Origin of the sequence: Anaerolentibacter hominis, assembly GCF_032380675.1 — a bacterium.
Taxonomy (GTDB): Bacteria; Bacillota; Clostridia; order Lachnospirales; family Lachnospiraceae; genus Anaerolentibacter; species Anaerolentibacter hominis.
Genome location: NZ_JAWDIX010000005.1, coordinates 35,345 through 53,906 on the forward strand (window position 1 = coordinate 35,345; position 18,562 = coordinate 53,906).

The 18,562-nt window shown below is 46.1% G+C and carries 20 protein-coding genes; 15 read left to right on the forward strand and 5 right to left on the reverse strand.

Features of this window, described 5'->3' with window-relative positions; all coding sequences use genetic code 11:
• Nucleotides 1-79: 79 nt before the first annotated feature.
• Nucleotides 80-781 (forward strand): response regulator transcription factor, encoded by a 702-nt coding sequence (locus tag ABCW47_RS13560; protein ID WP_343210472.1) that lies wholly within the window; start codon nt 80-82, stop codon nt 779-781.
• Nucleotides 782-785: 4 nt separating this feature from the next.
• Nucleotides 786-2,162: a sensor histidine kinase gene (locus tag ABCW47_RS13565; protein WP_343210473.1), complete on the forward strand. Its 1,377-nt coding sequence runs from the start codon at nt 786-788 to the stop codon at nt 2,160-2,162.
• Nucleotides 2,163-2,183: 21 nt separating this feature from the next.
• Here the strand turns inward: ABCW47_RS13565 and ABCW47_RS13570 are convergent, their stop codons facing one another.
• The gene (locus ABCW47_RS13570) at nt 2,184-3,356 is read right to left on the reverse strand and encodes an iron-containing alcohol dehydrogenase (protein ID WP_343210474.1); all 1,173 of its coding nucleotides are present in this window, start codon (nt 3,354-3,356) and stop codon (nt 2,184-2,186) included.
• 238 nt (nt 3,357-3,594) lie between these two features.
• On the opposite strand from ABCW47_RS13570, the gene ABCW47_RS13575 reads away from it, so the two are divergent.
• The 7 genes from ABCW47_RS13575 (at nt 3,595) to ABCW47_RS13605 (ending at nt 8,412) form a co-directional block, all read left to right on the forward strand.
• A complete protein-coding gene (locus ABCW47_RS13575) occupies nt 3,595-4,623 on the forward strand; it encodes an aldo/keto reductase (RefSeq protein WP_343210475.1) in 1,029 nt (342 codons plus the stop codon).
• A gap of 30 nt (nt 4,624-4,653) precedes the next feature.
• Complete coding sequence (locus ABCW47_RS13580; RefSeq protein WP_343210476.1) at nt 4,654-5,316, forward strand: ribulose-phosphate 3-epimerase; 663 nt, start codon at nt 4,654-4,656, stop codon at nt 5,314-5,316.
• 2 nt (nt 5,317-5,318) lie between these two features.
• Nucleotides 5,319-5,762 carry a ribose 5-phosphate isomerase B gene (gene rpiB / locus ABCW47_RS13585; RefSeq protein ID WP_343210477.1) on the forward strand — a complete coding sequence of 148 codons (444 nt, stop codon included), beginning with the start codon at nt 5,319-5,321 and terminating at the stop codon, nt 5,760-5,762.
• Between the two features lie 183 nt (nt 5,763-5,945).
• Nucleotides 5,946-6,386 carry a LytTR family DNA-binding domain-containing protein gene (locus ABCW47_RS13590; RefSeq protein WP_343210478.1) on the forward strand — a complete coding sequence of 147 codons (441 nt, stop codon included), beginning with the start codon at nt 5,946-5,948 and terminating at the stop codon, nt 6,384-6,386.
• Nucleotides 6,387-6,875, forward strand: coding sequence for a hypothetical protein (locus ABCW47_RS13595; RefSeq protein ID WP_343210479.1), 489 nt, complete (start codon nt 6,387-6,389; stop codon nt 6,873-6,875).
• Complete coding sequence (locus ABCW47_RS13600; protein ID WP_343210480.1) at nt 6,872-7,720, forward strand: ABC transporter ATP-binding protein; 849 nt, start codon at nt 6,872-6,874, stop codon at nt 7,718-7,720. Before ABCW47_RS13595 ends, ABCW47_RS13600 begins: the two co-directional genes overlap by 4 nt.
• A complete protein-coding gene (locus tag ABCW47_RS13605; protein ID WP_343210481.1) occupies nt 7,717-8,412 on the forward strand; it encodes an ABC transporter permease in 696 nt (231 codons plus the stop codon). The genes ABCW47_RS13600 and ABCW47_RS13605 overlap by 4 nt, the downstream gene beginning before the upstream one ends.
• A 72-nt stretch (nt 8,413-8,484) precedes the next feature.
• Here the strand turns inward: ABCW47_RS13605 and htpG are convergent, their stop codons facing one another.
• Complete coding sequence (gene htpG, locus ABCW47_RS13610; protein ID WP_343210482.1) at nt 8,485-10,557, reverse strand: molecular chaperone HtpG; 2,073 nt, start codon at nt 10,555-10,557, stop codon at nt 8,485-8,487.
• Nucleotides 10,558-10,908: 351 nt separating this feature from the next.
• On the opposite strand from htpG, the gene ABCW47_RS13615 reads away from it, so the two are divergent.
• A complete protein-coding gene (locus ABCW47_RS13615; RefSeq protein ID WP_343210483.1) occupies nt 10,909-11,658 on the forward strand; it encodes a DUF6994 family protein in 750 nt (249 codons plus the stop codon).
• Between the two features lie 88 nt (nt 11,659-11,746).
• Nucleotides 11,747-12,286, forward strand: coding sequence for a hypothetical protein (locus tag ABCW47_RS13620; RefSeq protein WP_343210484.1), 540 nt, complete (start codon nt 11,747-11,749; stop codon nt 12,284-12,286).
• Nucleotides 12,287-12,350: 64 nt separating this feature from the next.
• Here the strand turns inward: ABCW47_RS13620 and ABCW47_RS13625 are convergent, their stop codons facing one another.
• From ABCW47_RS13625 to ABCW47_RS13635, 3 genes are all read right to left on the reverse strand, one after another.
• Nucleotides 12,351-12,527: a hypothetical protein gene (locus ABCW47_RS13625; protein ID WP_343210485.1), complete on the reverse strand. Its 177-nt coding sequence runs from the start codon at nt 12,525-12,527 to the stop codon at nt 12,351-12,353.
• A gap of 35 nt (nt 12,528-12,562) precedes the next feature.
• On the reverse strand, nt 12,563-13,207 hold the full coding sequence (locus ABCW47_RS13630) for a lactate utilization protein (protein ID WP_343210486.1): 645 nt from the start codon (nt 13,205-13,207) through the stop codon (nt 12,563-12,565).
• A gap of 164 nt (nt 13,208-13,371) precedes the next feature.
• The gene (locus ABCW47_RS13635; protein WP_343210487.1) at nt 13,372-13,887 is read right to left on the reverse strand and encodes a GNAT family N-acetyltransferase; all 516 of its coding nucleotides are present in this window, start codon (nt 13,885-13,887) and stop codon (nt 13,372-13,374) included.
• A 197-nt stretch (nt 13,888-14,084) separates the two neighbouring features.
• On the opposite strand from ABCW47_RS13635, the gene topB reads away from it, so the two are divergent.
• The 4 genes from topB (at nt 14,085) to ABCW47_RS13655 (ending at nt 18,540) form a co-directional block, all read left to right on the forward strand.
• Nucleotides 14,085-16,058: a DNA topoisomerase III gene (gene topB, locus ABCW47_RS13640; RefSeq protein ID WP_343210488.1), complete on the forward strand. Its 1,974-nt coding sequence runs from the start codon at nt 14,085-14,087 to the stop codon at nt 16,056-16,058.
• 5 nt (nt 16,059-16,063) lie between these two features.
• A complete protein-coding gene (locus ABCW47_RS13645; protein ID WP_343210489.1) occupies nt 16,064-16,744 on the forward strand; it encodes an LbetaH domain-containing protein in 681 nt (226 codons plus the stop codon).
• 74 nt (nt 16,745-16,818) lie between these two features.
• Nucleotides 16,819-17,511 carry an iron-sulfur cluster assembly scaffold protein gene (locus ABCW47_RS13650; protein ID WP_343210490.1) on the forward strand — a complete coding sequence of 231 codons (693 nt, stop codon included), beginning with the start codon at nt 16,819-16,821 and terminating at the stop codon, nt 17,509-17,511.
• A gap of 18 nt (nt 17,512-17,529) precedes the next feature.
• Nucleotides 17,530-18,540 carry a GGGtGRT protein gene (locus ABCW47_RS13655; protein ID WP_343210491.1) on the forward strand — a complete coding sequence of 337 codons (1,011 nt, stop codon included), beginning with the start codon at nt 17,530-17,532 and terminating at the stop codon, nt 18,538-18,540.
• Nucleotides 18,541-18,562: the final 22 nt, after the last annotated feature.

Genomic DNA, 18,562 nt, shown 5'->3' on the forward strand with positions numbered 1-18,562 from the left:
CTTACGTTTACCTTACTTTTGTCTGAGAACAGACGCCGCGCAGATGCTCTGTGCTATAATAGTTCAGGGGGGCGATATATTGGAACACTCATTTTTAAATGATAAGAAAATAATGCTTGTTGATGATGAACCTGATTTGTTAAAGATGGTATCCGAAATCCTGCATGATAATGGATTCCATAATATTATTACGGCTGGTACAGTTAGAGATGGAATTGAGATTTGTAAGAAAGAAAAACCTGATCTGGCGATCCTTGATGTCATGCTGCCGGATGGAGATGGTTTCTCCCTCATGCGGGGAATGCGGAAATATACGGATGTGCCGATTGTTTATTTAACGGCTAAGGATGAAGCCTCTGATAAACTGGCCGGTCTTGGCCTTGGCGCAGACGATTATATCGCAAAGCCGTTCATGCCACAGGAACTGATTCTTCGTGTCCGGGCTGTCCTGCGCCGTTGTTATAAGGAAGAGAGCGGTATTGTGAAACTGGAGGGGTGCACGATAGATTTCAGCCGGGCCGAAGTAAATAAGGATGGCCAATTGACAGCTTTGACCGCGAAGGAATACGCTCTGCTGGAAACGCTGGCGCGGAATGAGGGGAAAATCGTTACGGTTGACACTCTGTGTGAAGCATTATGGGGAGATAATCCCTTTGGATACGAAAACAGCCTGAATGTCCATGTAAGGCGTATACGGGAGAAGATAGAAAACGATCCATCAAAACCGGTCTCTCTAATAACCATCAAGGGGCTTGGCTATAAACTGAACACAAGGATGTGATGCCATGAAATCATTTGCAAAATACATGACAAAGTATTTTAAGTCCTTTTCTATTTTCATTTTCTTATTGGCCATTTTGAATGTTATTATATTTGTGGGTACATTTTACGGCGCGGTGACAAATGATTATGGTGATACCTCCCCTCGCAGGATGCTGGAGAAAACAGCGGCGGACAGTTCAATCAGCGGTATTTCAAATGAAACGCAGGAGCTTCTTCACCGCAATGGAATATGGGCCATGTATTTAAATCAGTACGGAAATTGCGTATGGTCGGTAGATTTGCCATCTGAAATTCCTGTTAACTACACCGTTCAGGATGTAGCTGTTTTTTCAAGAGGTTATCTTAAAAATTACCCGGTTTTTGTTCAGAATGATGGAGAGGGCTTATTAGTGCTGGGGTATCCGGAAGGGACCTATACGAAATTAATCAGTAATTATTATTCCTCGGATATGGTGAAAGCGATGCCGGTTTATTTTGCAGGTATCCTTGTTGTGGATATTCTGTTGTTATTCGCAGCTTACTACATCTCGAAACTAAAAATGATAAAAGATATCCAGCCGCTTATTTCTTCAATAGAAATGCTTTCTAATGGTAAACCGGTATCACTTGCCATGAAAGGCGAATTGTCAGATGTCGCCGACAGTGTTAGCAAAGCGTCACACATATTAAGCAGACAGAATGAGGCAAGGGCAAATTGGATCAGCGGTGTATCCCATGATATTCGTACGCCGCTCTCCATGATAATGGGATATGCCGGTCAGATTGCAGACGATGAGAGTGCCGGATGCGTTATTAGGGATAAGGCTAAAATAGTTCAGAGGCAGAGCGTTAAAATAAAAGAACTGGTACAGGATTTAAACCTGGTATCGAAACTGGAATATGATATGCAGCCGCTGCACAAAGAAACGATACGTGTATCCAGGCTGCTGCGCGCCTACGCAGCTGAACTCCTGAACACGGGTTTCCCTGAACACGATTCACTTGATGTTGAAATAAGACCGGCAGCTGAATCAGCACGAATGGACTGTGACTCCCGGTTAATCACGCGAGCAATAAATAATCTAGTTCAGAACAGTATCAGGCATAACCCACAGGGCTGTAAAATTCAGATTAGTCTTGACTGCTCCGATACATCTGTTACTTTGAGTGTTTCAGATAACGGTGTGGGCTTAATGCCAGATAAACAAAAAGAACTGGAAGAAAAACCGCATTATATGGAAAGTACGGATGAACGGCTGGATCTGCGCCACGGGTTGGGGCTTATACTGGTCCGGCAGATTACCGAGGTACACGGCGGATCATTGAAGATCGAAAGCAAGCCGCATCAGGGATATCGAACAATCCTGACCTTCCCCAAACAAAATAGAGAAACGGCATAGCCGTTTCTCTATTATTAAAGTTTAAAGTGCCAGACGGTAGATAGCTTCCACGTCTGCAGGACCCAGCTTCACGAAGCCGCCGATCTTACTTTCGTCGGTAACCCCCATAATTTTAACCATCTTCGGGATATCCTCTTCTTTTGCCCCCAATTCTTTAAAGTTGGACGGCATACCAAGGGATATCAGGAAGTTCTGGAACCGGGTTATTCCCTCCAGAGCGGTGATCTCAGGGTTTGCAAAGTTCATGTCGCAATCCCATACACGTACCGCAAATTGGGCAAAACGATTGATATCGTGATGCATGACATATTTCATCCAGGCCGGCATGATAACAGCCAAACCGGCGCCGTGTGCCACATCATAGAGAGCGGACAGTTCATGCTCGATCTTATGGCTGGCCCAGTCCTGGGAACGGCCTACGCCCACGATGTTATTGTGGGCGACCATTCCGCTCCACATCACATTGGCCCTGGCCTGATAGTTGTTCAGATCGGCGAGGACTTTTGGCGATTCTTCAATCATTGCCTTCAGGACGCCTTCGCAGAGACGATCCGTAATCTCCACATCTTTTGTGTTGGTAAAATACCGTTCGCATACATGAACCATAATGTCTGTTATACCACAGGCTGTCTGATAGGCAGGCAGCGTACAATAAAACAGAGGATTTAGAACAGAAAATCTGGGCCGCAGCGCTTCGCCGGAAGCCCCTCTCTTTAACATGCCGTCCTCATGGGTGATGACCGTATCCGGGGAACCTTCGCTGCCTGCCGCGGCAATAGTAAGGACCGTGCCGACAGGAAGAGCCTTGCCTACCGGCATACTGTTTTTATAGAAATCCCAGAAATCCCCATCATAAACCGCACCCAGCGCAATTGCCTTGGCAGAATCGATGACGCTGCCGCCTCCGACTGCCAGAACAAAATCCACATTTTCCCTCCGGCACAATTCTATACCCTCATAAACTAAACCGCTCCGGGGATTAGGCATAACGCCGCCCAGTTCTACAAAAGGAATGGACGTCTGATTAAGGGCGGCCACCACCTTATCATATACACCGTTGCGTTTTACGGAACCGCCTCCATAGTGAAGAAGTACCTTAGAACCGCCGAACCTCTCAACAAGCTCCCCGATATTTGTTTCGCTGTCGTCGCCGAAGCAAAAATAGGTAGGAGCATAAAATCTAAAATTTTCCATATTCAGTCACTCTCCTTTGCTGTATTTTCTTTACTATAAAACTTCAAGTAAACTTTAAGTCAAGAAAAATCGAAGGATAATTTACTGGCTGAAAAGAGAAGCGAAGGACTATTTCTGTACAGAATGACAAAGCACACATGTTATGGTATATTTAACATAACGATAATTCAATGGCGCAAAGGGCTTCGGGCCTGTTACAATATTGAGACGAAATGATCAGGAAAGGATTTGATGCGAAGTGGAAATGGTTAGATTAGGAAAAACAGAATTAATGGTGACAAAAACATCATTCGGAGCGCTTCCGATTCAGCGGGTACCCATGGATGAAGCTGTCCGGCTTCTGCGAAAGGCTTATGACGGCGGGATAAACTACTATGACACGGCTAACGCTTACACAGACAGTGAGGAAAAGCTGGGGCGGGCGTTTAAGGATGTGCGCCATCATATCGTTATCTCCACAAAAAGCCAGGGAACCGATAAGAAGACGGCGATGGAACATATTGAAAAGAGCCTGCGCATGCTTCAGACGGATTACATTGATTTGTTTCAATTTCATAACCCGGCGGTACTCCCGGATGTGAATGACCCGGACAGCGCTTTTGCAGCGGCTCTGGAAATGAAGGAAAAGGGATACATACGGCATATCGGTATAACCAATCACCGGCTGAATGTAGCGCTGGAGGCAATCAATACCGGCCTGTATGAGACGATGCAGTTCCCCTTCAGCTATCTCTCAACGGAAAAGGATCTGGAAATTGTTAATAAATGCAAGGAAAAAGATATGGGCTTTATCGCTATGAAGGGCCTGTCGGGCGGACTGTTGAATAATTCCGCTGCCTGCTATGCTTATATGCAGCAGTTTGAAAATGTTGTTCCGATCTGGGGCATCCAGAAGGAGTCCGAGTTGGATGAATGGCTGGCCTTAAGCAAAACGGACGGGGCAATGACAAATGAACTTGAGGCCGTTATCGAGAAGGATCGTCAGGAGCTTTTGGGCAACTTCTGCCGGGGCTGCGGTTATTGTATGCCCTGTCCGGCAGATATTCCGATTTATATTGCTGCCAGAATGTCCTTTATGCTGCAGCGTTCCCCGCTGGACCGGTGGCTTAACGAGGAATGGTATGAAAAAATGCACCGGATTGAGAACTGCATTGGATGCGGGCATTGCAAAGGTAAATGTCCGTATGGTCTGGATACACCGGAACTGTTAAAAGAGATGCTGAAAGATTTTGATGAAAAATATGCGGCCTATCATGGGAAAAATTAGGATAGACGGTTTCTACAGGGGGAGTCGGAAATGACAAAGAAGCTATTGTGTCCATCGATGATGTGTGCGGATTTTGAACGCCTGGGAGAAGAGGTCAGGCTGCTGGATGAGGCGGGAGCGGATCTGTTTCATGTGGATGTGATGGATGGGAATTTCGTACCCAATTACGCGATGGGTCTGGAAGATTTTAAATGTGTCCGCAAGAATACCAGGAAGCCGGTGGACGTGCATTTGATGGTGAAGGAACCGGAAACAGCGGTCAGGATATTTGGACAGGCCGGCGCGGATATTATTTATGTCCATGGGGAGACAGGATCGCATCCGGCCAGGATACTGGAAGAAATAAAGCATCTGGGGGCGAAAGCGGGACTGGCCCTGAACCCGGGGACTTCCATCGGGACGGTGGAGGAACTGCTGCCGCTGGCAGACTATGTTCTGGCAATGACCGTGAATCCGGGATTTGCCGGGCAGGCCTATCTGGAATTTGTGACGGATAAGCTGATACGCTTGTCGGCGCTGAAAGAAAAGTATGCGTTTCGGCTGGTGACGGATGGAGCCATGTCGCCGGAACGGATTCAGGAACTGCGGAAACTAGGTGTGGATGGCTTCGTGCTGGGAACATCGGCTTTATTCGGGAAACCCGAGGACTATAGAACAATACTGTCCCGTCTGCGGGACGGAAAGGAAGGCTGAAAATGAAAATAGGAATTGGAAATGACCATGTTGCTGTCGATATGAAAAACGAGATCAAGAGTTATCTGGAGGCAAAGGGGTATGAGGTCGCGGATTACGGCACGTATACCACGGAACGCTGCGACTATCCGGTATATGGAGAAAAGGTAGCCAGAGCCGTGGCGGCCGGAGAGGTAGACTGCGGTATCCTGATCTGCGGAACCGGTGTGGGTATTTCTCTCTCTGCCAATAAGGTGAAAGGAATCCGGGCTGTTGTCTGCAGCGAACCTTATACGGCAAAACTTTCGAAAGAGCATAATAACACGAATATCCTTGCATTTGGAGCCAGAGTGATCGGCGTGGAACTGGCTAAAATGATTGTGGATGAGTGGCTGGGAGCAGAGTTCTTAGGCGGACGCCATGGAGAACGGGTTCAGATGATGATGGAGATCGAAGAACGGGCATAGCTGTCTTGTGAAAAGAAACAGGTAAAAGAAGATAAGCGGCGGTCAGCTGGAAATGCTGGACCGCCGCTTTTGTATAATTAGCCGGCCGCTTTTTGAAACTTAGGTGCCAATTTCTGCAACTTAGGAAAGAACGCTTGAAGTGAGAAGAAAGGACCCATATAGTATAGGGCAGGGGGTGAGACCGTGAAACTGCATATTCAGGAGGAAGGCGATCTTCAGGAAACCGAAATAACGATCCGCTGCCGGCGGCTGGATAAAAATGTGGAGAAGATTGTCGCTATGCTTCGGATCATGGAACAGAAGCTGACCGGAGAGAAGGAAGGCCAGACCTATATTCTGGACGCATCGGAGGTCCTTTACATTGACACCGCGGATAAAAAGACATTTTTATATACAGGCAAGGAGGTCTATGAGACTTCTTTTAAATTATATGAACTGGAAGAGCAGCTGGCGGACAGCGACTTCTTCCGGGCAGGAAAGTCCTGCATTATTAACTTCAATCAGATACGGTCCATCCGGCCGGATCTGGATGGTAAACTCATGGTAACTATGAACAACGACGAGCGGCTGGCTGTGTCTCGGCAGTACGCCGGTACCATTAAGAAAAAACTGGGGGTGAGATAAATGAAGGAACATTGGCTTTCCAAATATCATTTTCTGGGGCAGATAATGATAACCTTCTCCGTTACCGTTCTGCTGCTGACTTTAATCGGATTGTTTACGGGTGAAGAAGTTAAAGAGATATCCAGCCTGTTTCAGATGGGAGGGAAGGGCATTGCGTTTTCAACGATTTTTCAGATTCTGGGTTCCTCTGTTGTAATCGCCTCCCTAAAGGTATTCTTTTTTTCCAGCCGTTTCTTTCAAAATAAGATGCTGCTGTGGAAATGTACCTGGATGGTGATCTGTTCGATTGCGGTTATTGTGGTATTTATTATCCTGTTTGATTGGTTTCCAATTCATTTCTGGCAGGCATGGGTTGGGTTTTTCCTGTCATTTTTTATCTGTTTTGGTGTCAGCACGGTTATTGTGATGACAAAAAACCGGTTAGAGGGCAAGCGGTATGACCGTCTGCTTCAGGAGTATAAAGAGAAAAAGGAGGGGACGGTCAAATGAATTGTATTGAAATAACTTCTGTTCAGAAAAGTTTCGGAAGTAAAAATGTCTTGAATGACATCAGCCTGACGGTACCGAACGGGGAAATCTTTGGCCTTCTGGGTCCATCCGGAGCAGGAAAAACTACGCTGATTAAAATACTGACCGGGCAGATACCGGCTTCAGCAGGGGCAGCCCGTATCTTTGGTAAAGAGGCCGGCAGCCTGGGACGGGAAGACTATGGCAGGATCGGTATGGTGTTGGATAACAGCGGCCTGTATGAACGTTTAAATGTGATGGACAATATGGTGCTGTTTGCAAAGATAGAGGGTGTTAAAAAAGAGAGGATCAATGAACTGCTGGAGAAGGTGAAGCTTACCGGGGCAAGCAGGACGGCTGCCGGAAAGCTCTCCAAGGGAATGCGCCAGAGGCTGATACTGGCGAGAGCTATCTTAAACAGCCCCGGACTGCTCTTTCTGGATGAGCCTACAAGTGGTTTGGACCCGGCTGCGGCGGAGAAAATACATGAGCTGCTCTTTGAACTGAGGGAGCAGGGTATAACGATCTTTCTGACCACCCACAATATGGAGGAGGCGGAGAAACTCTGCGCTCATATTGCTCTGCTTCATGAAGGAACAATCGTGGAATACGGGGTGCCGGAAGAAATCTGCCGGAAATATAACAAAACAAATCAAATCACGATCTTGAAGAAAGACGGCAGCCAGGAGGTTCTGGATAATATGCCGGAAAATGCCGCCCAAATTGCAGAATTATTCCAGGCTGATCAGGTGGAGGCAATCCATTCCTCCGAGCCAAATCTGGAAAACGTGTTCATGACACTGACAGGAAGGAGATTAGGAGAATGATACAGATGCGTACAATTACCGCGATCTTTTGGAAGCAGCTGAAGGATTCGGTTAAAAATATCCCGGTTTTGGTCCTGTTTGTGGTTTATCCTATCATTGCTATTATTATGGGCAGTGCGATAGCGGGGGAGATGGGGGAAGCAGAGCTATTCATCTCTCTGTTTGGAACGATGCATGCGGTATTTACACCAATCGTAACCACGGCATCCATCTTGTCGGAAGAAAAAGAAAAGAACACCCTTCGTGTTTTGATTTTTGCCAATGTGAACCCGGTGGAATACATGCTCAGCATAGGAAGCTTTGTGCTTTTATGCACGTTTTGCACCAGTGCCTTATTTTTTGTCGGCGGTCAGTTCACTATGGCGATGGCCGCCCGTTTTCTGCTTGCACAGTTCATTGGTTCGATGGTATCGGTTTTGCTGGGACTGACCCTTGGTGCGTATGCAAAAAATATGGCCGGAGCCAATGGACTGGCGGTGCCGGCGGGTATGGTTTTTGCTTTTCTGCCTATGCTTTCTGCCTTTAACGAAACGATAGGTTCTGTGTCCAGATTTACTTACGGGCAGCAGATCAGCAACATTATGATGGGGACGGCGAAAACCGGTGATGCTATAACGGTAATCGCTATCAATTTCCTTCTGTTTCTTGTGGCCTTTTATCTGATCTACCGCCGGAACAGGCTGGATTTGTAACCAGAGAGTATGGAAAAACAGAGACTTCCCAATTTTTTTATTTCTGGGAAGTCTCTGTTTTTCTATTATATTCTATTTTGCAAGCAACAGCATCATTTCATTGCTTCTGGCAATAAATTTGCTCATCTGTTCGGATGTCAGCGGCTGATGGCCAAGCAGAGCCAGGTCATAAAGCTGCTCACAGATCATGTTGGCGTGTTCGGAATCCTTATGATCTGTCAAATACTGGACCAGTGTATTATTGGCATTTAGAACCAGCGTATTGGAATCGCCGAAAGCGCTCGGATCGGTCATGCCGTACATCTTCATCATATCCTGCATTCTCCGGTTTTCCTCGGAAAGGGTCATCATAGAGGAAATAGCCTTATTTTTCAGCTTCTCCACCTTTAATTCCAGATGATCTTTACCCAGAGCCTTTTTGAACAGTTCGGTGAGAGCTTCCGTGGTTTCCTTTAACTCTTCTTCTGATACTTCTTCTTTGAGGCTGTCGGTCAGATCTGCGTCGATTCTCTGGAATTTCAGATTCTCATCCTTGCCCTCCAGCAGAGAAATAAACGGCGTATCAATGTTGTGGGGCAGGATAACCGCATCCATATTGTTCTCACGGAACATATTGATATACTGGCCCTGCTGAACCTCGTCCGTTACATAATAGATAACGACGGGATCTTTTTCCTTCTTATCTTCAGCAGAAGCATCCTCTGTTTCGGCATCCGCTGCCTCAACCGTCTGCTCCTCTGCCTTCTCATTCTCATCTTCCGGCTTGTTCGCGGCAATACAGTCTGCCAGAGTAAGATATTTGTGGTCCAGATTCTTAAACAGCAGACAGTCCTTCATACGGTCATAGAACTTCTCGTCCTTCAGACAGCCAAACTTGATAAACGGGCAGATATCATCCCAGTATTTCTCATAGGATTCCCGCTCCGTCTTGCACAGGCCAGTGAGCTTGTCCGCCACCTTCTTCGTAATATAATCCGATATTTTCTTTACAAAACCGTCGTTCTGCAATGCACTTCTGGATACATTTAAAGGCAGATCGGGACAGTCAATGACACCTTTTAATAAAAGCAGGAACTCAGGAATAACTTCTTTGATATTGTCGGCGATAAACACCTGGTTGTTGTACAGTTTGATGGTTCCTTCAATGGATTCGTATTCGATATTAATCTTTGGAAAATATAAAATACCTTTCAAATTGAAGGGATAATCCATATTCAGATGAATCCAGAATAAGGGCTCTTTATAGTCGTGGAACACCTTGCGGTAAAATTCCTTATAATCGTCCTCTGTACAGTCATTGGGATGCTTGGTCCAGAGCGGATTCGTATCATTTAAGGAAACAGGACGCTTATTGATTTTCGCTTTGTCCTTTGCCGGTGAGATTTCTACAACTTCTTTTTCTCCGTTTTCATTTTCCTTTTCTTCTGTCTTTGCCTCTTCGGTGAAACGCTCCACTACCACATCATCGTCCCGTATGTCGGAGGCGTCAATTGTCTCAAATTCCTGTTCCGCGTTTGCCTTGGACAGGTAGATCGGAACCGGCATAAATGAACAGTATTTTTCAATTACTTCACGAACCCGGTATTCGTTAGAATACTCCAGACAGTCCTCGGACAGATGAAGAGTGATTGTGGTACCGATGGTATCTTTGCTGCCCTCCGACATGGAGAAATCGGTGCCGCCGTCACATTCCCAGTGTACCGGAACGGAACCTTCCGCAAAGGACAGGGTGTCAATAGTAACCAGATCCGCCACCATGAAGGCGGAGTAGAAGCCCAGACCGAAATGGCCGATAATCTGGTCCTCATTTGTTTTGTCCTTATATTTGGACAGAAAATCTGCCGCGCCGGAAAATGCGATCTGATTGATGTACTCGTCCACCTCTTCAAAGGTCATACCAATCCCGTTATCCGTAAAGGAAATCGTCTTAGCTTCCGGATCTACAACAACCTGGATTTCACTCTTATAATCGTCCGGGAAGCTATATTCCCCCATGATTTCCAGTTTCTTTAATTTGGTGATAGCATCGCAGCCGTTGGATACCAATTCTCTTACAAAGATATCCTGATCGGAATAAAGCCATTTCTTAATGATGGGGAAAATATTTTCGCTGTTAATGGATAGACTGCCGTGTTTGTCTGCCATTTATTGTCACACTCCTTTAAATAATTTGATATCGAAATCGTCTGTCTTTATCTACTATTGAGATATTAATACGGTCTATGGGAAAAGTCAAGAGAAAAATAGCACTCGATTAAAATGAGTGCTAACAAGAAGGGGGATACGACAGAGAATGAATGCTGGCACTGCTTCTATGAAGATGATATAATAAAAAATAGCTGAGCGGCAGCGAAGCTATTTGCTACTTCTCAAAAAGCAAAGCGTTTGAGAAACGGACAGATTTAAGGGAAACCATAATATGCGAGGGCGGCCGGCTCTGCTATCCTATGCGTAGGATTTAAAAAGATGTAAAACGAGAAAGAGAAGTGTTCTTATATGGATAAAATAGATATATCGTTTGATTTTACAACAGATACATCTGATTATTGGCTAGGATTTTGGGATAGAAATAATGGACTGGGAGCAGGTGGCAATGATCCTGATGCATTTAGTAAAACACTACAAAAATATCATCAAATCTTGTGGAGTAAGAAATTACCTAATGGTGAATATATGGATTTGTCTATGGGGACAGGTTCAAGATATCTAACTTGGAAAGATTTTAGATTTGGCAGTGATTCGATTACAGCAAGTTTCAGATATAATAAATATAGAGAAATGATGGAGCAAGTTAAACAAGCGCGCCCTGATTATAAAAGTTATATGGAGAATTACTTACATCGTTCATATACTATCGGCGGAGCCATCATCTTTCCAAAAAGAATAGGCGGAATAAATCAAAGCAGAGGTTGTAATCCATTTATCATGGATAGGTGGGATTTATCTTTGGAGTGCATTCGCAGATATTATTTAGGAGAAGTAAGTCCTTTGTATGATGTTTTACAAAAGGATAAAGGTTTCTTCGATTTGTTTATGGATTTTAAAGGCTATGTGGATTTTTTTTATTTGCAAGATTGCGTGAGTTCTGATTATAGCGAAGTAAAGTTATGGTTAGGAGAGCCAGCATTCACTTATTCTCCACTTCCTAAAACTGTCGATTCGTATTTCTCTTGGATAGAAAGCAATTTGAATTTTGTAGAGAAAAGAAATAAACGTATCCAATCAGCTTGTCAAAGCAAGGATTAAACACGTTAATGCTATATCATTGAAGTTACAATTTGTTTATAAAAATATAAACACCGTTTGGTTCCATTTTATGAATGGAGGTGCCGCGATGAACAGTAAGTTTTTGTGTACGCCCTGGAAGCAAAAGAAAAGGACGGAGGATATCAAGGAAATTAGCCGGATATTTCTATGGTTTGTTCTGGTCATTCTGCTTTCTCTTATACCGACGGGGAAAAAGAGCGGATTTGACAGCAGCGAAGCAGTTCTGAAACATTATTTTCCCTATAATCAGAGAATAACAGAAAAGAAAATTTTTCAGTATACCATATATATGATGGAAGGAAAAATTGACGGTCAGCCTAAATTCGTTGTTGTTGAGCAGACAAATACAGATAATTTTATCATGAAAGACTGCGGTGACAGCGAGGTGATTGGCCTGAACAATACGATTCCCCCTACCTGTCCATTTGAGCTGGGTGCAGCTATGGATTATAAATCCGGACGTATCAGCTTCCGGCTTCTGCCGGACTATAGCTTTCTGATCTGGATGGGATTATTTACGGTTGCAGTGGGGCTTGAAAGAGCGAACAGAGAAGTAGAAGAAGAACAGCTTATTGCGCTTCGGGCAGGACTTAAAGAGAGACATTAAAAATAGCCGGGAAGTTCTGCATACAGCAGACGTTCCCGGCTATTATTATACGTAATAATAGTTATCAGTCTTTTTCTCTTAACATCTTGATATAGGTGTTGACACCGAATATGATCCCTACGATACAGACAGCGCATACACAGCAGTATTTTACGATTTTGGTTACATCCACGGTTACGTCAACACGGTAATCCTCTTTGGTTCCGGGGGTAAAACTTTGTAATTCCCTTTTTTTCCTCATAACATTTCTCCTTTTCTGCCGTTCGGGCCAAGATGTTAATATCCCAGTTCTTCTCCTACCAGAATGACCTTGATTCTCCCTGGAGTCATAGACTTTCTGGTAATTACAGTGTTCGCGCAGATACAGTCATCCACCAGACAGTTGGCGCACTGGCCGGAAGAGGCGCAGGGCGTGTCCAGCTCAAGACGGTTGCAGTTTGGCGGCGCAGCCATATTTCTCACCCGGTCCATGCCGGCCTGTACATTGGGCACCAGTTTATTCATGCCCGCGATTACAATGACATTTTTAGGGCCATAAATCAGACAGGCAACCCGGTTGCCGCCGCCGTCTACATTAATGAGCTGTCCATCCAGGGTGATAGCATTGGAGCTCATAAAGTAGTAATCACAACCTACGATCTTTTGGTACATCGCCGCCCTTTCTTCTGCCGGAACACTAAACCGGTCATAGACGATACAGTCGCTGGAATATAGATCATCGATCAGACCAATCTCATTCAGTGTCATGGAACCGCCCCAGCTCACGGTACACTCTGGGGTGAGGAACCGTTTGGCGGTAGCCAGCGCCTCGTCCTTCGTCGCACAATAATACCCTTCGATGCCCCGCAGGTTAAATTTCTTGATCACGGTATCGGCGATGTTCTCATAATAGTGTTGTTTTGGAGTCATAGTTTTATTCATTCATGCCTGGTATTACATTGAAAGAAGCGGTGCGGCATGACCTCCTTTGCGTATGTATTTTCCTTCAATGTGTGTTTTCGTTTTCGTTCATACTCACTTTATAAAAATTGAGAAAATATTTCACTTTGATTATACCATGAAATAACCGGTCGGGTACAGTGGTTTCAATGGTTATCTGCATCTCTTTGAACCGGTTTCTCATAATAATAAAATTCCCCCTGTTTCAGCTCTGAGTAGAGAGAGCCGGCCAGTGAAAACCCGGTTCTCTGAAACAGCGAATTCATCCCGGGATTTTTGCAGAAGGTGTCAGTGCGCAGGGTTGCGATGCCGGAAGCCGCGGCCTGCCTTTCTGCAAAGTTAAGAAGAGCCGTCCCAATCCCGCAGCGGCGGACCGCAGGGCTTACAGCCATCCGGTGGATGATCAGGGCGGGAGCGGGCAGCTTCCAGGAAATCCTGTCATATTTTTGTGAAGCAGCCTGATTGATGCAGACCACACCGGCCAGGATTTCTGCTGTTTCATAGACCCAGAGGCTTCCGGAGAGGATGTCTTCCCGAAAGTCACTTTCAAGGGGATACGCCGGCCCCCACTGGGTATTTCCTTCTTTTTCCATGATGGTTACGGTCTCCTCAATCAATTTCATAATTGCGGGAAGATCATTCATTTCTGCTCTTCGTATCATACGGGCCTCCTGTACAGGCATTTGTCATTGGAACTCTTTTTTTATTTTACCGCAGACCGGCACAATATGGAATACGATACTGCAAGTCACTAATTTGATTTTGTCTGTACTTTGTCCGCTTCGGTTGCAATAGAATGAAGAAAAAGCTATACTTATACTTAGAATATGTGTTGGGAAAATACAGTAAGGATGTGTGTATGAAGGATTTGTACATCGCCGAGAAACCCAGTGTGGCGCAGGAATTTGCGCGGGTTTTAAAGCTTAAGACGAACAGAAAAGATGGATTTCTGGAGGGAGAAGAAGCCATTGTGACCTGGTGTGTGGGTCATCTGGTAACGATGAGTTATCCGGAGAGCTATGACCCTGCATTAAAGAAATGGTCGCTTGTGACCCTGCCTTTTTTGCCGAAGGATTTTAAATACGAGGTAATACCATCTGTTAAAAAGCAGTTTGACACAGTGAAAAACCTTCTGAACCGGGAGGATGTGCAGCGGATTTATGTATGTACCGACTCGGGGCGGGAAGGAGAATATATTTATCGTCTGGTGGATCAGATGGCTCAGGTTTCAGCCTCCAAGGATAAGCGGAGAGTCTGGATTGATTCTCAGACGGAGGAAGAGATACTCAGAGGAATCAAGGAAGCAAAACCGCTGTCGGAGTATGATCATCTGGCGGATGCAGCCTATCTGCGGGCGAAGGAAGATTATCTGATGGGAATTAATTTCTCCAGGGTGCTGACGCTGCAGTACGGAAGTACGGTGATGAACTACCGGAACACTGGAAAATGGTCGGCTATCTCGGTCGGACGTGTAATGACCTGTGTGCTGGGAATGGTTGTAAGAAGAGAGCGGGAGATCCGTTCCTTTGTTAAAACGCCGTTTTACCGGGTTGTTGCGACGATACCGGAAGAAGAAACCACGATTGAAGCAGAGTGGAAGGCAGTAGAAGGTACGAAGTATTTTCAGTCGCCTCTTCTGTATAAAGACAACGGATTCAAGGCGGAGAAAGACGCCAGGGAATTAATTTCATATCTGGAAGAGGAACAGCCGGTAAGGGGTACCATTGTCAAGGTAGAAAAGAAGCAGGAGAAGAAAGCACCGCCCCTTCTCTATAACCTGGCGGAGCTTCAAAATGAGTGCTCCAGACTGTTTAAGATCAGCCCGGATCAGACGCTGCAGATTGTACAGGAGTTATATGAGAAGAAGCTTGTCACCTATCCGAGAACAGACGCCAGAGTGATTTCCACGGCTGTGAGCAAGGAGATTACGAAAAATCTGAAAGGTTTGAAGGGCTATGGCCCATGCGGTGATTTTGCGGGCCAGGTATTAGAGCAGGGAAGCTATAAGGGACTGGCTAAGACTAAGTATGTAAATGACAAGCAGATTACGGACCACTATGCCATCATTCCCACAGGCCAGGGGCTGGGAGCGTTAAACAGCGTCAGCCAGACGGCGGCATCGGTTTACGATGTGGTTGTCCGCCGGTTCCTGAGCATCTTTTTTCCTGCGGCTGTCTATCAGAAAATCAATGCGGATATTGAAATCCGCGGGGAGCACTTCTTTACCAATATCCGGATACTGGTAGATCCAGGTTATCTCATCGTAGCCGGAGGCCAGCCGGTCAAGGAGGAAGAACGCAGACTCTACCGTGCTCTTTCCAAGCTGAAAAAGGGGATGGAGGTTACGGTTTCCGCCCTCGATGTAAAGGAAGGGGAGACGACGCCTCCGAAGAGATACAATTCCGGAAGCCTGATTCTGGCCATGGAGAATGCGGGGCAGTTTATCGAGGATGAGGAACTGCGGGCCCAGATCAAGGGCAGCGGAATCGGTACCAGCGCCACCAGGGCGGAAATCCTCGGGAAGCTGGTTAAAATTAACTATTTGAATCTGAATAAGAAAACCCAGGTGGTGACCCCCAATCAGCTGGGTGAGATGGTATTTGATGTGGTCAATAATTCCATCCGCTCCATGCTTAATCCGGACTTGACGGCCAGCTGGGAGAAGGGGCTTAACCTGGTGGCGGACGGAGAGATCACCCCGGATGAATATATGGCAAAGCTGGAAGGCTTTGTCACACGTATGACCGAGGGGGTAAAGGGACTGCGCAACCAGCGTGTGCTGCAGAGCTGTTTTGATGCTGCGGCTGTCTATTATAAAAAGAAAGGAAAATAGTCAGAATGGATTTTTTCGATCAATGCAGAGTGGAACAGTTGTATGATTTAACCCAGACTATCGCTTCCGATGTATTTACCGGGGCTGTCTATCCCTGGGAGGCTCTTCCGAAGATCGGGGCGTTCATCGTGGAGATGGGCAACGTTCTGCCGAAGGAGCTGTATGAGAAACGGGGAGACAGGATATGGATTGCAAAAGACGCGAAGGTGGCGCCTACGGCCTGTATCAACGGTCCGGTGATTATTGGCAGAGGGGCCGAGATCCGTCACTGTGCTTTTATCAGGGGAAATGCCATCGTCGGGGAAGGATCTGTGGTGGGCAATTCTACGGAGCTTAAGAACGTGATTCTATTTAATAAGGTGCAGGTGCCCCATTACAATTATGTAGGGGATTCCATCCTGGGGTATAAGGCTCATATGGGCGCGGGTGCAATTACCTCCAATGTAAAATCCGATAAAAGTATGGTTGTGATCCATGGAGAAACGGAGGGTTTGGATACCGGCATCAAAAAAGTAGGGGCTATGGTAGGAGACCGGGTGGAGGTGGGCTGCAACAGCGTCCTGAATCCTGGCACTGTGATCGGCAAGGGTACCACTGTTTATCCTTTGTCCATGGTCCGGGGGATTGTCCCGGCAAAAAGTATCTATAAAAATATGGGCGAGATCGTGGCGAAGGAGGATCTGTAAAAAAGGATGGACATTTTGGCGAATTTATGCGAAAATGTCCTTGATTATTAATGCAAATCGAAAGGAGTCTTATCATGATTTATTCACATGAAGTTGAAAAGATGTGTACAGTTGCACAGGGTGTTAACCACGGTGCAGCTCCAATCCCGGAAGAAGCTAAATGGGTTCAGTCTAAAAATGTTTCCGATATATCCGGTCTGACACATGGTGTAGGCTGGTGTGCGCCTCAGCAGGGTGCCTGCAAATTAACTCTGAATGTAAAGGAAGGTATTATCCAGGAAGCTCTGGTTGAGACAATCGGCTGCTCCGGTATGACACATTCCGCTGCTATGGCTTCCGAAATCCTGCCCGGCAGAACCGTGCTGGAAGCTCTGAATACCGACCTGGTATGTGACGCTATCAATACCGCTATGAGAGAACTGTTCCTGCAGATCGCATACGGCAGAACACAGTCCGCATTTTCTGAGGATGGTCTTCCGATCGGCGCAGGCCTGGAAGATTTAGGAAAGGGCTTAAGATCTCAGGTTGGTACTATGTACGGTACATTGAAAAAAGGTCCGCGTTACCTGGAGATGGCTGAAGGTTATGTAACCGGCATCGCTCTTGACGCAGAAGATCAGATTATCGGTTATCAGTTTGTAAGTCTTGGTAAAATGACAGACTTCATCAAAAAAGGTGACGATCCGAACACTGCCTGGGAGAAATCTAAAGGCCAGTACGGCAGAGTTGCAGATGCTGTTAAAATCATTGACCCAAGAGAAGAATAATCCAGGAGGTAAGGAAGAATGGCTTTATTTGAATCATATGAAAGAAGAATTGACAAAATCAATGCTGTGCTGAACAGCTACGGCATTGCGTCTATAGAAGAAGCTGAGAAAATTACAAAGGACGCCGGTCTGGATGTATATGACCAGGTGAAGAAGATTCAGCCGATCTGTTTTGAAAATGCATGCTGGGCTTACATAGTAGGAGCCGCAATCGCAATTAAGAAAGACTGCAGAAGAGCAGCTGATGCGGCAGCAGCAATCGGTGAGGGCCTTCAGGCTTTCTGTATCCCCGGTTCTGTAGCAGACCAGCGTAAAGTAGGTCTGGGCCATGGAAACCTTGGCAAGATGCTTCTGGAAGAAGATACCGAGTGTTTCTGCTTCCTGGCTGGACATGAGTCCTTTGCAGCAGCAGAGGGCGCTATCGGTATCGCCGAGAAAGCGAACAAAGTTCGTAAGAACCCGCTGCGTGTTATCTTAAATGGTCTTGGAAAAGATGCCGCTCAGGTTATCTCCAGAATCAACGGCTTTACCTTTGTAGAGACCGAGATGGATTATTACACCGGCGAAGTAAAAGAGCTTTGGAGAAAATCTTTCTCTGAGGGGCTCCGTGCCAAAGTTAACTGCTATGGCGCTAACGATGTAACAGAAGGCGTTGCTATCATGCACAGAGAAGGCGTGGACGTATCCATTACCGGTAACTCCACCAACCCGACCCGTTTCCAGCACCCGGTAGCAGGTACTTATAAGAAAGAATGTTTGGAGCAGGGTAAGAAATACTTCTCCGTTGCTTCCGGCGGCGGTACAGGCCGTACTCTTCATCCGGACAACATGGCAGCAGGTCCCGCTTCCTACGGTATGACAGATACTATGGGACGTATGCATTCCGATGCACAGTTCGCAGGATCTTCCTCCGTACCGGCTCACGTTGAGATGATGGGTCTGATCGGTATGGGCAACAACCCGATGGTCGGCGCTACCGTAGCTGTAGCCGTTGGCATTGAGGAAGCTGCAAAAGAGGGTAAATTCTAAAAAATCGTCATAGTAAGAAAGA